Source organism: Microvirga lotononidis (genome assembly GCF_034627025.1).
Taxonomy (GTDB): Bacteria; Pseudomonadota; Alphaproteobacteria; order Rhizobiales; family Beijerinckiaceae; genus Microvirga; species Microvirga lotononidis.
The window spans coordinates 3,921,301-3,936,137 of record NZ_CP141048.1 but is presented as its reverse complement, the minus strand read 5'-3'; the positions used below and the strand labels follow the sequence as shown (position 1 = coordinate 3,936,137).

The 14,837-nt window shown below is 62.3% G+C and carries 13 protein-coding genes; 11 read left to right on the top strand and 2 right to left on the bottom strand.

The window, feature by feature from the left end; all coding sequences use genetic code 11:
* Positions 1-8 precede the first annotated feature (8 nt).
* The 9 genes from U0023_RS18635 (at position 9) to U0023_RS18595 (ending at position 8,072) form a co-directional block, all read left to right on the top strand.
* Positions 9-1,085 (top strand): GntR family transcriptional regulator, encoded by a 1,077-nt coding sequence (locus tag U0023_RS18635; protein ID WP_009492497.1) that lies wholly within the window; start codon positions 9-11, stop codon positions 1,083-1,085.
* The gene (locus U0023_RS18630; RefSeq protein WP_009492496.1) at positions 1,082-1,777 is read left to right on the top strand and encodes a creatininase family protein; all 696 of its coding nucleotides are present in this window, start codon (positions 1,082-1,084) and stop codon (positions 1,775-1,777) included. The genes U0023_RS18635 and U0023_RS18630 overlap by 4 nt, the downstream gene beginning before the upstream one ends.
* On the top strand, positions 1,777-2,793 hold the full coding sequence (locus tag U0023_RS18625; protein ID WP_009492495.1) for a ketopantoate reductase family protein: 1,017 nt from the start codon (positions 1,777-1,779) through the stop codon (positions 2,791-2,793). The genes U0023_RS18630 and U0023_RS18625 overlap by 1 nt, the downstream gene beginning before the upstream one ends.
* A complete protein-coding gene (locus tag U0023_RS18620) occupies positions 2,790-3,545 on the top strand; it encodes an SDR family NAD(P)-dependent oxidoreductase (protein ID WP_009492493.1) in 756 nt (251 codons plus the stop codon). The genes U0023_RS18625 and U0023_RS18620 overlap by 4 nt, the downstream gene beginning before the upstream one ends.
* Positions 3,546-3,593: 48 nt before the next feature.
* Positions 3,594-4,490, top strand: a complete 897-nt coding sequence (locus tag U0023_RS18615; protein ID WP_009492491.1) for a polysaccharide deacetylase family protein — start codon at positions 3,594-3,596, stop codon at positions 4,488-4,490.
* Positions 4,490-5,539 carry a DmpA family aminopeptidase gene (locus U0023_RS18610; protein ID WP_009492489.1) on the top strand — a complete coding sequence of 350 codons (1,050 nt, stop codon included), beginning with the start codon at positions 4,490-4,492 and terminating at the stop codon, positions 5,537-5,539. The genes U0023_RS18615 and U0023_RS18610 overlap by 1 nt, the downstream gene beginning before the upstream one ends.
* A gap of 5 nt (positions 5,540-5,544) precedes the next feature.
* The gene (locus U0023_RS18605; protein WP_009492488.1) at positions 5,545-6,519 is read left to right on the top strand and encodes an isoaspartyl peptidase/L-asparaginase family protein; all 975 of its coding nucleotides are present in this window, start codon (positions 5,545-5,547) and stop codon (positions 6,517-6,519) included.
* Positions 6,520-6,621: 102 nt separating this feature from the next.
* Positions 6,622-7,476 (top strand): oxidoreductase, encoded by an 855-nt coding sequence (locus tag U0023_RS18600; protein WP_009492486.1) that lies wholly within the window; start codon positions 6,622-6,624, stop codon positions 7,474-7,476.
* A gap of 137 nt (positions 7,477-7,613) precedes the next feature.
* Positions 7,614-8,072, top strand: coding sequence for a YbaK/EbsC family protein (locus U0023_RS18595; protein ID WP_009492484.1), 459 nt, complete (start codon positions 7,614-7,616; stop codon positions 8,070-8,072).
* Positions 8,073-8,131: 59 nt separating this feature from the next.
* Here U0023_RS18595 and U0023_RS18590 read toward each other — a convergent pair whose 3' ends face one another.
* A complete protein-coding gene (locus tag U0023_RS18590; protein WP_009492482.1) occupies positions 8,132-9,709 on the bottom strand; it encodes a calcium-binding protein in 1,578 nt (525 codons plus the stop codon).
* Positions 9,710-10,117: 408 nt separating this feature from the next.
* On the opposite strand from U0023_RS18590, the gene U0023_RS18585 reads away from it, so the two are divergent.
* Complete coding sequence (locus U0023_RS18585; RefSeq protein ID WP_009492480.1) at positions 10,118-10,711, top strand: hypothetical protein; 594 nt, start codon at positions 10,118-10,120, stop codon at positions 10,709-10,711.
* Positions 10,712-10,724: 13 nt separating this feature from the next.
* Complete coding sequence (locus tag U0023_RS18580) at positions 10,725-11,378, top strand: class I SAM-dependent methyltransferase (protein ID WP_009492478.1); 654 nt, start codon at positions 10,725-10,727, stop codon at positions 11,376-11,378.
* A 4-nt stretch (positions 11,379-11,382) separates the two neighbouring features.
* Here the strand turns inward: U0023_RS18580 and U0023_RS18575 are convergent, their stop codons facing one another.
* Positions 11,383-14,526, bottom strand: a complete 3,144-nt coding sequence (locus U0023_RS18575) for an ATP-binding protein (protein ID WP_009492476.1) — start codon at positions 14,524-14,526, stop codon at positions 11,383-11,385.
* Positions 14,527-14,837 lie beyond the last annotated feature (311 nt).

The following is a 14,837-nucleotide window of genomic DNA, read 5'->3' as shown; positions in this document are numbered from 1 at the left end:
ACAGCGCCGTGCCTAAACCTGAACCAACATCTGTCGCTTATGAAGGCACCCGTTATAAAGAAGCGGAACAGACGCCCGACGAGCGCATCGTTGCCAATCTCGCGGCAGCACTCGACCGCTCTCTCCCGGTGCCTCTCGGCATTCAGCTGCGCGGCCTGATCGAGTTCGGCATCGCACTCGGCGAGTTGCCTACGGGTCAGCGCCTGCCGTCGGTGCGCGAATTGGCCGAGCGCGCCGGGATCGCGCACATGACCGTCGCAACGGTTTATCGCGAATTGCGCGAGGCGGGACTCATCGAGTCGAAGCCGGGGGCCGGCACCTATGTGGGTGACGGGCACAGCAGCGACGGGCTGCGTTCCTCTGCGATCCGCAAGATCCAGAACCGAATCGAAACTCTCTTCAACGAAGCCGAGCAACTCGGGCTCGCACCCTCCGTCGTCTCGTCGCTCGTGAATGCCCGCGCCGCGCGGGGCCCGACGCCGTCGCGCGCCCTTCGCCTCGTGATGGTCGGCAACTTCGTCGACACGACACGGCAATATGCCAACAGGATTCAGGAATATCTCGGCGCGGGCGACACCATCATGGTGACGACGGTCGACGCCCTCCATGCGGGCGAGACCTTTCCCCTGCCCTGCGATGTCTGCGTCACGCTCGCCCACCGTCGCGGCGAGGTCGAGCACCTCGTTCCCACCGGCATTCCCGTTGTCGGTCTGAGCTTTATTCCGGCGGAAGAGACCAGGGCGCAACTCGCCATGATCGACCCGATGGCCCGCATCGGCATCGTGTCGATCTTCCCCGAATTCACCGCCCTGATGAAGCCCGGGGTGCTGCGCTTCGCGCCGCATGTGTCCGATGTGGACGTGCGCCTGATCACGGCCCCTGACCTGGGAGCCTTCCTGTCTCAGGTCGACGTGGCGATCTATGCCAGCGGCGCCGAAGCGACCGTCAGGAAGATGCTGCCGAAGAACCGGCAGGCCATGGAGTTCCGCTATGTGCCGGATCCCCATGCCATCCGCGCCACCCTGCTCCCCGTGCTGGAGCGACTGCGCTCATCCATCGTTACGCAAGAGGAAGACCCTTCATGAAAATCAGTGAGATGAACTGGCTTCAGGTCGAAGAATACCTGAAGACGGATGATCGCGCCGTCGTTCCGCTCGGCTGCACGGAGCAGCACGCCTATCTGAGCCTATCCGTCGACAGCATCCTGGCCGAGCGCGTGGCCTCCGAGGCCGCCGCACCGACGGGCGTGCCGGTCTTCCCCGTGCAGGCTTATGGGATCACGCCCTATTTCATGGCTTATCCGGGCACCATTTCCCTGAAAGCCGACACCTATCTCCGCATCATCACGGACATTCTCGAATCCTTGAAGCGCACGGGCTTCCGCCGGATCCTCTTCGTCAACGGCCACGGCGGCAACACGCCTGGGCAGACTGCCGCCATCGAATGGATGGGCGAGAACCCCGATTGCCGCGTGAAATTCCACAACTGGTGGAATGCTCCGCGCACCTTCGAGAAGGTGAAGCAGATCGATCCGGTCGCCTCCCATGCCTCCTGGATGGAGAACTTCCCCTGGACCCGACTGCCGGGCATCGAGCAGCCGTCCCACCAGAAGCCGATGGTCGATCTGGACCGCATGCGCACCTTCGGTCCGCAAGGCGTCCGCGAGATCCTCCAGGAAGGCAATTTCGGCGGCCATTTCCAGCGCTCGGACGAGGACATGAACGCCATCTGGGCCGTCGCCATCGAAGAAACCCGCGCGCTGATCGAGAACTGGTAATGAACGAGAACACCATTCTGATCTGGGGCGCCGGCGCCATCGGCGGAACGCTCGGCGCCTATCTCGCCCGCGCCGGCGAGGACGTGCTGCTCGTCGACATCGTCGAGCCGCATGTGGACGCCATGAACCGCGACGGCCTCTTCATTGAGGGACCGGTCGAGACCTTCCGGCAGGCCGTGAAGGCCGTTCGCCCTGATGAGGTCGAAGGGCAGTTCCGGCGCATCATCCTGGCTGTCAAGGCGCATCACACCCGCGACGCGGTGCGCGCCCTGAAGCCGCACTTGGCCCAGAACGGCACCGTGCTGTCGGCGCAGAACGGGCTGAACGAGATCGTCATCGCGGAAGAGATCGGCGCCGAACGCACCATCGGCTGCTTCGTCAATTTCGGCGCCGACTGGCTCGAACCCGGCCGCATCCTGTTCGGAAACCGCGCCGCGGTGGCCGTCGGCGGGCTTGACAGGCAGACGACGGATGTCATCCGCGACTACCATCGTCTTCTGTCGATCTTCGAGCCGAAAGCCGTGCTCACCGACAACATCTGGGGCTATCTCTGGGGCAAGCTCGGCTACGGCTCGCTGCTGTTCGCCACGGCACTGACCAACGCGTCGATGTCGGAGAACCTCGCCTCCGAGCGTCATTTCCCTGTCTACCACCGTCTCGGCCAGGAGGTCATGGCTGTCGCGAAGGCTCGTGGCGTGGAGCCGTTGGGCTTCAATGGGTTCGATCCCGACGCCTTCATGCCCGGAGCCGACGAGGCGGCCGCGCGCCGTTCCGTCGCCGACATGGCCGAGTTCAACCGGCACACGGCGAAGACCCATTCCGGCATCTGGCGCGATCTTGCGGTCCGCAAGCGCAAGACCGAAGTGGATGCGCAGATCGCCATCATCGCAACCCTCGGCCAGGAAGCCGGCATTCCCACGCCTGCCATCAGCAGGCTCGTCGCGCTGATCCACGACATCGAGGACGGACGGCGCGAACAATCCTGGTCCACCCTCGACGAGATGCTGACGCCATGATCCTGGATTTCACCAATCGCCGTGTCGCCGTGACCGGAGCGGCCCAGGGGATCGGGCGAAGCATCGTCCAATGCCTCGCGGCCGAGGGCGCCCATGTCTGGGCGCTCGACATGGATGAGGCCGGCCTGCGCGTGGCCGCGGAGGCCGGAGCCAAGGCGACCCGCACCCTCGACCTCGCCGATCGCGCTGCGGTCGGCCGCGTCTTCGACGAGATGGCGGAAAGCCTCGGCGGCATCGACATCCTCGTCAACTGCGCCGGCGGTGTTCGCGGGCAGGTCGCAAAGCCCATCGAAGAAGTGAGCGAGCAGGATTGGCTCGTGCTCTTCGAAGCCAATGTGCATGGCGCCTTCTGGTGCTCGCAGGCCGTAGCGCCACACATGAAGCGCCAGAAGTCCGGCCGCATCGTCAACATCTCGTCCGGCGCCGGCCTTCGCCCGAGCCTGACCGGCATCCAGGCCTATACGGCCTCGAAGCATGCCCTTGTCGGACTGACGAAGCAGCTCAGCTTCGAACTCGGTCCGCACGGGATCACCGTCAACAGCGTGGCTCCGGGCTTCGTGCTGTCGAATCCGGCAACGCAGCGCCAGTGGGAGAGCTACGGACCGGAGGGCCAAGCTCGCCTGGTGGAGAGCATCCACACACGGCGCCTGGGCTATCCGCAGGACATCGCCAACGCGGTGATGTTCCTGGTTTCCGACGCGGCCTCCTGGATTTCGGGTCAGATCATCTCCGCCGACGGCGGACGCTCCTGAGCCGGGACCAGCGAATAGATTTCGAACGAAAGAATTTAAGGAAGAATCATGGACGATATCAGCAGCCAGCCATGGGGTTGGGACGAGCAGACGTGGCGCAGCAAGGTGGATCATGTGCGCGCCGGCCGCTCCATGAAACCCGCCAAGTGGAAAAACGGTGCCCGCTGCGCCGTCGCGTTCTCCTTCGATTCGGATCACGAGACGAACGAACTGCGCGATGGCGGTAAGTCCATCGGCCGCATGTCACAAGGTCAATACGGCAATCGGCAGGGCGTCCCGCGCATCCTTAACGCGCTCGCCAAATACGACGCTAAGGCGACCTTCTTCGTTCCGGCCGTCGCAGCCCTCCTGTACGAGGACGAGCAGCGCCGGGTCGTCGCGGAAGGCCATGAAATCGGCATTCATGGCTGGATCCACGAACTCAACAGTCAGCTTCCTTACGAGATCGAGCGGGACCTGATGTTCCGCGCGGCGGACACCCTGGAGAAGGTCACCGGCGTGCGGCCCGTGGGCCTGCGCACCCCGTCCTGGGATTTCAGCCCCACCACGTTGCGCATCGAACGGGAGCTCGGGCTCCTCTACGATTCGTCGCTCATGGCCGACGACGACCCTTATGAGCTTGTGGAACAGGGCGAGCCCACGGGCATCGTGGAGCTGCCCGTGGAATGGATCCGCGACGACGCGGTGTATTTCAACATGCACCGCTTCAACGGCCTGCGGCCGCACACGCCGCCGACCGCCGTCTTCGACATCTTCTTCCGCGAGTTCGAACGGGCCTACGAGGAAGGCGGGCTGTTCCTGCTGACCATGCATCCGCACGTCACCGGCTACCGCTCGCGCATCTGGATCCTCGAAAAGCTCCTGGAGGAGGTCACGCGCCGCTCCGACGTGTGGGTCGCCACCCACGCGGAGATTGCAGCCTTCGTTAAGGCGGAATGCGCCTGATGAGCGCCGCCCCCCGCGCTCGGGACCTCGGCTTCGCCTGCGGCAACCTGCCTGCCGGTGCGCTCAACAGCATTGCCGATGTCCCGGGCGTGCTCGTCGGACATCGGACGCTGATCGATGGCGACATTCGCACCGGGGTGACGGCTATCGTGCCCCATGGCGGCAATCTCTATCGGGAGAAGCCTATCGCGGCCGTTCACGTCCTGAACGGTTTCGGCAAAAGCGCCGGCCTCGTTCAGGTGGAGGAGTTGGGCACCCTCGAGACGCCCATTCTCCTCACCAACACCCTGTCGGTCGGCACATGCTGCACCGCCCTCGTGCGCCATGCCATCGAGCAGAACCCGGATATCGGCCGCGAGACCGCCACCGTGAACCCGGTCGTGTTCGAGTGCAATGACGGCTATCTGAACGACATTCAGGCTCTGGCCGTCACCGAGGCCCACGCGCGCGCGGCACTGGCGAATGCGTCATCGCAGTTCGCCGTCGGCTCCGTCGGGGCCGGCTGCGGGATGAGCACGTTCGGGTTCAAGGGAGGAATCGGCACGTCCTCCCGCCGTCTGGACCTCGACGGCCGGCACTATCATCTCGGCGTGCTCGTTCTGTCGAATTTCGGTCGCTCCGGAGACCTTCGATTGCCCGACGGCAGGAGCGTTTCGCCGTCTACCCTCGATGGAAGGTCGACGGAGAAGGGCTCCATCATCATCGTCGCCGCCACGGATATTCCGCTGAGCGATCGACAGATCAAGCGCGTCATCCGCCGCTCCGGCGTCGGGCTGGCGCGCCTGGGATCCTTCTGGGGACATGGCAGCGGCGACATCGCCCTCGGCTTCACCACGGCCAACATCCTGTCCCACGACGAGAAGGCGGCTCTCGTTGGCCTCCATGTTCTCAACGAGGATCGCATCGATCTCCTCTTCGAAGCCATGGCCGATGCGACGCAGGAGGCCGTGCTCGACGCACTCCTCGCCGCGGGCTCCATGACCGGCCGCTCGGGCCATCAGCGTCCGGGTCTCTTCGACACTTTGAAATCCCTCTCACCCGAAGCGTGAACACCATGACCGGCAGCACGACCTCCGACAACGATTTCGCCCTCGCGATCCATGGCGGCGCGGGAACGATCCTTCGCAGCAAGATGACGCCGGAACGGGAGGCCGCCTATCATGCAGGCCTGCGCCGCGCCCTGGACGCCGGCCGCACCGTTCTAGCCGATGGTGGCGCAGCGCTCGATGCCGTCTCGGCCGCCGTCATGGCGCTCGAGGACGAGCCGCTCTTCAATGCCGGGCGCGGGGCCGTCTATACCTCGGCCGGCAAGCAGGAGATGGACGCCGCCGTCATGGACGGCCGAGACCGGTCGGCCGGTGCCGTCGCGGGCATCTGCGGTCCGCGCAACCCGGTTCTCGCCGCCCGCGCCGTGATGGAGCATTCCGGCCACGTGATCCTCATCGGCGAAAGCGCCATGGAGTTCTGCCGCAAGCAGGGCCTTGCCTTCGAGGAACCTTCCTATTTCTTCACCGAGCAGCGCTGGAATGCGCTGCAGGAAACGCTCGCCATGCGCAACAGCGGCGCTGACGACCAGGACGAGTCGCGCAAGCACGGCACGGTCGGCGCGGTTGCCCGTGATCGCCACGGGAACCTTGCTGCAGCGACCTCCACCGGAGGCATGACCGCGAAGGCGCCGGGGCGCGTCGGCGACAGCCCGGTGATCGGCGCCGGAACCTGGGCGGACAACGAGACCTGTGCCATTTCGGCGACGGGCCACGGCGAGATCTTCATCCGCTATGCGGCGGCTCATGAGATCGCCTCCCGCATGCGTTATGCGGGCCAGTCCCTCGAAAAAGCGTCCCACGCCGTGGTGATCGACATGCTGGCGCCGGCGGGAGGTTCTGGCGGCATCGTCGCGGTCGATCACGCGGGCAATGTGTCCCTGCCCTTCAACTGCTCCGGCATGTATCGCGGCATGGTCAAGGGCGACGGTAGGCTGCTGACGGCGATATACGACGAGCCCCTCGTCGATTTCGGACGGATATGAGCACGAGGACCGCGTCGACGCGACGGGAACCGTGGGGTTCCCCTGCCCTGGGAAGCGCCTATATCTCCCCCGTCGCGAACCTGCCCTGAAGAGGAATGTCCCATGCCGCTCAACGAGAATCCCGTCTGGTTCATCACGGGCTGCTCCACCGGATTCGGGCGTGAACTAGCCCAGCTGGTCCTCAAGCGGGGCTGGCGCGCGGTCGTGACCGCACGCGACGTTGGACGGGTCCAGGACCTGACCCAGGGCTACGAGGAGAGGGCGCTCGCCCTGTCGCTCGACGTCACGAGCAATGACGACATCGCTCCCGCCGTCAAAGCAGCCGAAGAGCGTTTCGGCGCCATCGATGTCCTCGTAAACAATGCCGGCTATGGCTATCAGGCCTCCATCGAAGAAGGCGACGACGCGGAGATCCGCGCGCAATTCGAGACGAACGTCTTCGGCCTTGCCGCCATGACTCGTGCAGTGCTTCCCGGCATGCGCGCCCGCCGGCACGGACACATCGTCAACATTTCGTCGCAGGCGGGCTTCATCGGCTATTCGGGCTCCGGCTATTATGCCGCCACCAAGCATGCGGTCGAGGGCCTGTCGGATGCACTCTCCAAGGAAGTCGCTCCGCTCGGGATCAAGGTGACCTGCGTCGAGCCAGGGCCTTTCCGCACCGATTGGGCGGGCCGTTCCCTTCAGCAGCGGCGCCCGACGATTTCCGACTACCAGGACACCGTCGGTGCCCGCCTCGAAACCACGGCGGACTACAGTGGCAAGCAGCCGGGCGATCCCGTCCGCGCGGCACAAGCCATCATCAAGGCCGTCGAAGCTCAGAATCCGCCCAAGCATCTGGTCCTGGGCGCTATCGCGCTCGACGGAGTGCGGGAGAAGCTGAAGGAAACGCTCGCGGAGGTCGAGGCCTGGGCGGAGACGAGCCGCGGCGCCGATTATCCCGAAAGCGAACGCTAGAACTGCTTCTCCTCACGTGGGATCACCTCTCCTCTTTGCGTGGCGGCGGAGCGGCGGCGATCCTGACGTTGTCGCGTCGGGCGCTCACTCATGGTATGTCGCCCGCTCCAGCCTTTCAGCAAAGGAGCCTCTCGACCATGAGCCTTGAATCGGTTCGCGCCTTCCTCGCCCAAAACGCACCGGATATCGAGATCATCGAGATGGAGACCAGCACCGCCACGGTCACTCAGGCGGCGGAAGCCCATGGGGTCGGACCGGAAAAGATCGCCAAGACGCTCTCACTGCGTGTGGGAGAGAAGAGCTTTCTGGTGGTCACGAGCGGCACGGCCCGCCTCGACAATCGCAAGGTCAAGGCGACATTCGGTGGCAAGGCCTCGATGCTGGATGCAGAACAGGTTCAGGCGCTTACGGGACACCCTGTCGGCGGCGTATGCCCCTTCGGATTGGCAACGCCGCTCCCGGTCTATTGCGACATTTCCCTGAAGGCCTTCGACGAAGTGGTCCCGGCGGCAGGCTCGATCCACACGGCCGTGCGGATTCACCCGGAAAGGATGGCAAAGCTCGTGGGCGCCGATTGGGTCGATGTCTGCCAGTAAGCGTAAGGGACGTCCGCTCAACGGACACGCCTGCACCAATCGGGTTTAAAGCCGGCGTTCTAAATGATGTAAAAATCCTTGTCCGTCATGGCGAGACCGGATTTCAGCTTGGAGAAGACGACGGCTTTGGACTTGGATCCGGAGCCGTCAGCATCGTAATACAGGTACCCGGTCTTCTTGTTGTAGATCAGGTAATCGTTCTTGTCCTGTGCCTTGCTGGCAATGGTGAAGAAGTCCGGTTTCAGCTTTCCGGCCTTCCCCAGCTTCTTGAAGATGCCGTTCTCCAGGCGGATCGTATCGTCCTTGACGTCGAAGTCCTTGATCGTATCGACATTGGTTTTGGCGTTCAGCTTGTCTTTGAATATGAAGACATCGCGCCCCCAGCCGCCGTTCAGCGTGTCGTTGCCCGGTCCGCCATCGAGAGAATCATTTCCGACGTCCCCGTAAAGACTGTCGTTGCCATCGCCACCCAGCAGGGTATCGGCGTGCATGCCCCCATACAGCGTGTCGTTGCCGCCCAGCCCCAGCAGGAGATTCCGTCCTGTCCCGCCATAGAGGGCGTCATTGCCGTCGCCGCCGTCGAGCGTATCGTTGCCGACATCGCCGAAGAGATGATCGTTTCCTTCCCCCCCGGAGAGGAGATCGTCGCCCATGCCCCCATAGAGGACATCCTGCCCGCTTCCTCCGGAGATGACATCATTGCCGCCGTCGCCGTAGAGCCGATCATCCCCATCGCGGCCGTCAATGACGTTCGCGCCTGCGTTGCCGAAGATCTCGTTCGAGAGCGCATTTCCGGTGAGGCTGATGGGGAGGTCACCCCCGGCTGCTTTCAGGACTTCGATGTTGTCGCCCAACGCATACGACGCATAGGCAATGACCGTGTCATAGCCCTGACCAGCCTCCTCCACGACGACATCGAAGAAAGAATCGACGAAATAAAGATCGTCGCCGGCGCCACCGATCAGGATATCGACACCTCCCTTGCCATCGAGCGAGTCGTTGCCTGACGTTCCAACAATAAGATTCGAGAAATCGTTGCCGATCAGCGAAAGAGGATTGGCCCCGCTGGCAGCTCTCAGTTCCTCGACCTCGGAATCGGCAGCCAAAGCGAAATTGACGCTCGTCAGGATAACGTCATAGCCGCCGCCGACGGCTTCGAGGACGCGATCATCCGTATTATCAACGATGTAGGTATCGTTCCCCGCCCCGCCGTCCAGCGTATCCGCACCCGGGCCGCCGTTAAGATAATCGTTTCCGGCATGCCCCTCAAGATAGTCGCCATTCGCGGAGCCGTTGAGCTGATCGCTCCCCCACATGATCGAAGCCGCGGCCGCTGCGCCACCTGCATGGAATTCCTTCAGCCCGCCATCGTAGGCGAACAACACCGAGCCGCTCGCATAAGTGAGCAGTGTTTCACCACTGCGCCGCACTTCCAGAGAAGAGACACGCCCCGAAGTCTCGCCGATGGACGGACCCCGATAGACGATGTCGAGGATCGTGTGATCGACGTTGACTTGGAACGTCGCCATCTTCAGCTCGTCCTCCTCTCCATAGGAGATCGAGCCCACGACCGCCGTAAAGAAGTCCTGCAGGCGGAGGCCTTGCCGCATATTGTCGGTGAAGGTGACGAGAGCCATCGGCGCTACCGGAAACTTTCAGGCTAGGTCGGTAAGATTGCCGACTGAACGGAAGAGGCACGGATCGCCTGCTCTCCTCTTCGGAGAAGGCGATCGGCCAAGAAAGATGAAACAAGATTTCATTAATTGATCCTTCTATTTAATCCTAACGCGCGGACAATGCAATAACGGGCAGCCACTTTTCTCCAATCGCTTTCGCCGATCAGGGCACATCCGAGAACAGGCATTGCCGGCACAATGCTGCTATCTATCCGGCGCAGCATAATAGGGGCGCGGGGATGAATTTTTCTGTGAGAAATACTCTTTTGCCCCTAAGTAACTAGCAAAGTAAGCTTGACATTTATTATCCCGACTGATGCGATTTGCATTCACGGAATATCTTCGCGTTGAGACAGTGGAGGGTGTGTGATGGGTCGCATCATGAAAGAGGACGATATCTTCATCTCAGGATTATTCGACCTCATGAATCTTCGCTTCGGCCCCTCTCAAGGCTCGGATGAAGCCTTCGGCGGCATCGAGGAGATGAGGATCCTTCAAAAGGAGTTCCAGATCTTTCGGAAAGGACGCTCCTTCAGGGATTGCGTTGCCGTCCTCAACCTCGGAGGCTTCTGGAATGCCCGGGCGCGCAACCGATGGCTCAAACTGATCGGCGAGCTGGATCAGTACGAGTCCGATGAGCCCCGCATGAACGGCAACGACCGGATCATGAACATGATGGTCGAGAATCTGGAATCCGATCGACCTCTTCCCGTCCTCTTCCAGGCTCACGATTCCCGCAGCGAGGAAGGGCGCAGGGTCGTCGTGAGGGATTCCAGGACGGGCTTCTTCTATATGGAGCAGCCCTACATCATCGTGTCCCTGCCGATGCTGCCGAAGACGGCTCCTCGCATGGCCCGGCAAGCATCGAAGACGGCCCGCAAGGCTCCCGCCAAGTCCGCAAAGACAGCGAAGTCAGCCAAGGCCGCTTCCAAGACCGCGCGGAAGACACCGCGGGGACGGTAAGCTCTCAATCAGGATGGCCAATTTTCGCTTCGGTGAGCTCGACGAGGCCTATCGGCAGGTCGAGCATTACTACACGCAGAAGCTTCGTCGGCATGGTGCCAGCCCCCTGGGCGTGGACTGGAGCTGCATGCCGACGCAAGCTCTCCGTTTCCGAAAGCTTCTGACGCTCTGCGATTTCGCGAGTCCCTTCTCCCTCAACGACCTGGGTTGCGGATACGGTGCCCTTCTCGATTATCTGGCACTCTACCATCCGCAAACCCCCGTCGATTATCTCGGTGTCGACCTGTCGCCCGCAATGGTCCGCAGCGCGAAGAAGCGCTGGGTCGGAGAGCGGATCCGCTTTCTTCAGGGAGTCGAGAGCCCGCGCCCGGCAGATTACAGTATCGCGAGCGGCATCTTCAACGTCATGCTCGATCAGCCGATCCCGCTTTGGGAACAACTCATTGAGACGACATTAACTCATCTCCGGAGCACAAGCCGGAAGGGCTTTGCCGTGAACTTCGTTCATTTGCCCGCATCCGGACTCATCATGACGGCGGGGCTCTATTGCACTCGTCCGGAGCGATGGAGCGCATTCTGCGAAACTCGTTTGAACTCTCGCGTCCGCATCGTCGATGATTACGGGATGCGCGAATTTACCCTGCTCGTCGAGCCTCGCAACCACTGAGCGATCATCGGGAGGTGCTCCCGAAAATGGTTTCCTCCAAGGAGCCACTGATGAGCAGCCTGTCCCGCGCGGCTCGCAGCCGGGGTTCGAGAACGGTCGCTCCTGTCACTCGAATCAGGGCCTCCGCCTGTTCAAAGAGATGAAGGGCGTCCTGTCTGCTCTCCTTTCCACGCCATACGATCATGGCCTCCCCTGCAACGATCAAGGCACGGCACTCGGGGAGACGGGTCGCCCGATCCCGGGACAAGCTAATCGTACGCTCGGCGGTCAGAAGAGCCTCGCCATATTGACCCGCTTGTGCCTGGCATTCGGCCAAACCGGCCATCATGTCCGGTTCGTAATCCAGCGCCGCCCTTGCGGAATGCATGAAGTTCACCCCCTCTTCGAACTCGTGGATGGCTCCCAGAGCGTCGCCTGCGAGACCTTTGGCCATCGCGCCGCAGGCATAAGCGAAGACTTTCAGGTAAGGGGTGCCATGGCGCTCTGCGAGTTGGCTCACGCGCGTCGCGTGCCGTAGAGCGAGGTCCGGATCGCCCGAGAGCCAAGCGAGGTCCACATAGCCGAGATGGCTGATGAACTGAACGGTCGGGTCGATCCGCCCATCCTCGATCCCGAGCATATGGTCGAGCCATGCCCGCCCCTCGTCGATCCGATTGAGATGGATCAGGATCCTCGCTCGCAGGCTGAGCGTCCAATGCTCGACGCTGTAACCCAGGAACCGGTTCTCGAAATCCTGCACATGCTGCAGCAGGGAAAGGGCACGGTCGTTGGCCTCGAGTGCCTCCTTGAAAAGGCCCGCCCAGCCATAGGCCTGGCTCAGCGAGGCATAGAGGGTCGCCGCCCGGCTTTGATCGGCCGCATTGTCCAGTATCGCCAGAGCATCCGTGACACGAGCGACGTAATGATCCGCCGCTCCGCCGCTCGCACCGCTGATCCTGGCTTCCACGAACAGAAGCAAGGGAACCATCGTGTCATCGGTTTTTTTCGCGACAGATAGAGCTTCCTGGATGTAAGGAGCGGCGTCCTTGGCCCCCATTCCCTCCCGCCATCCGAGCCATGCGATTTGAGCGCTCGCAAGGATGAGCAGGGCATTATCCCTCACGGATCGGCTTTGGGCATGGACGAGGCGGCGCACGACCTGCCATTGCCTGATCGCCTGAGCCGGATGCATCGAGCCAATCCATTCGGCCGCCTTGCGGGCATATTCCGCAGCCTTCGAGAGGATGCCCGCCGCCTCGTAGTGAAAGCTGATGAGGCCCGCCACCTCGTCGTGTCGCTCCGCATAATAGTCGGCCAGAGCAGGAGCCACGAAGGCGTGAAGCCTGCTCCGGCGGGACTTCAACTGGCTCGAATAGGCCACTTCCTGAATGAGCGGATGGCGAAAGGAATAATAGCGCCCATCCGGCCTGTCCTGGTCCTGCAGCAACTCGACCGCACATAACCTGATAAGCGCCGGCTCGATTTCAGCGGTCAATTCCTGCGCGCTGACGGCTCCCAAGACGGCATACGGCACCTCTTTTCCGATAACGGATGCCATCTGCAGGATCGTTCGTTCGAAGGGAGAAAGCCTGTCGATGCGCTCGCCGATGACGGCCTGGAGGGTGACTGGAAGCGGATTGTCCTTGATCTCGCCCCCGAGACGGTAATCTCCGGCTTTGCCGATCAGGACTTCGCCTTCGATCAAGGAATGAATGATCTCCTCGGCAAAAAAGGGATTCCCGCCCGACCGTTCGGCAATGCGGTTTCGGATCTCCGCCAAATCCGCATGGCTCCCGATCACCGAAGAAATGAACTGGTCGATCTGAGAGCGATCGAGATCGTTCAGCTCCAGGCGATGAAAATCGTCCCTTCGCATCCATGAAGCCTGGTACGTAGGCCTGAAGTTGACGACCATGAGGGCATGGGATCCCGCAATAGAACCGCAGAGGGCCTCCAGGAAACTCTCGCTCGCTTCGTCCAGCCAATGAAGGTCTTCCAGGATGATGACAATCGGCTCGGAGGCCCGGCTGCGGACCAACCAGGAGATGATATCCAGAAGCGCGGCATGGCGCATCTTCGGGGTCACGGCCTGTTCCGGACCGCCTTCGGCGATGCCCAGAAAATCGTACAGGATCGGCAGCGCGTCCTCGGGAGGAGAGCCAAGATTCTCCAGTCGATCCTCCACCAATCTCCGGGCCAGAGCGGGCTCATCACTCGAGGAAACTCCGAGCAGAAGCCGCACGACTTCGAGAATGGTCTGGATCGGCGCCGACTTGCCATAGGGCTGAGCCCTGACCTCGACGACCGGGATCCGATCCCTTCGGCATCGCTGGGCGAATTCGTAGCAAAGTCTCGACTTTCCGCTGCCGGCCGATCCGCATATCCCCACGATGTGGCTTTCGCCACGCAAGGCAGCCTGGAAGGACGCTTCCAGCTCCGTCATCTCGCGCTCGCGGGCCTGGAAGAGCGTCAGATTGGGGTCCTTGAAGAGCGTCTCGGACGACGAAGGCTGAAAGCCCAGGAGTTCATAGACGCTTATGTCGCCCGGCAAGCCCCGGAGAGAGCGGCGCCCGACCGGTTTGGCCGAGCAGAACCGGTCGACGAGCTGGTAGCAATCCTCGCTGAGATAGATCGTCCCCGGCTCTGCCAGGGATTGCACCCGACTGGCGATATGAATCGCGACGCCGTACGCCTCCCGTTCGTTGACCGGCCAGGAAAATCTCGTCTCGGACACGATCAGGCCGGAGTGCAGGCCGAGCCGGACCGCCGTCGCTCCGAGCAGGCCTTTGATCTCGGCCTGGATGGCCAGGGCAGCCTGACACGCCAGCAAGGCATGCCCCTCCTGGACATGCGGCGCACCGAAGAGCGCCATGATGCCGTCGCCCAGGCTGTGGATGAGGGTTCCACCGAAGCGCTCCGCCTCTCGCCGCATGAGCATGACGGCCGGCGCCAGACGCCTCATCGCCTGCTCGGGATCGAGCTTCGACACCAGCTCCGTGGAAGCGACGATATCCGCAAAGAGAATCGTGACCGGCTTGAACTCTTCCGTGCCGGTTGGTTCCGACGCATGAACGCTTGCCGTAGGCGCATGCGGCGCGAGAGGCGCTCCACACTGGCTGCAGAACCGCGCATTGGCCGGAGCAGGTTGCGCACAGCGTGGACAATTCATCGATAGCCCTCAGTCCCGCACCGCCTCACCATCGCAACGTCTCGCTATTAAACGAGATATCCCAGAGACATTGCAAGCCGGGCGTGCGTTTTCGCCGGGGACACAATGCACCGCTTCAAGACAATAACCTCATCCTGTAACGGATATTGTTTCAATCACGTCGACGAATTCATGCATCCACTTCAGGACCTGAGCGCGAGGAGAACGCTCTGCGCACCAGAACCCGGAGATCACATCGAGAAACGATGTTTCTATTACACTAATTTGACCGCGAGCGTTGGAAGGCGCAGGGCCCTGCATCAAATCGCGCC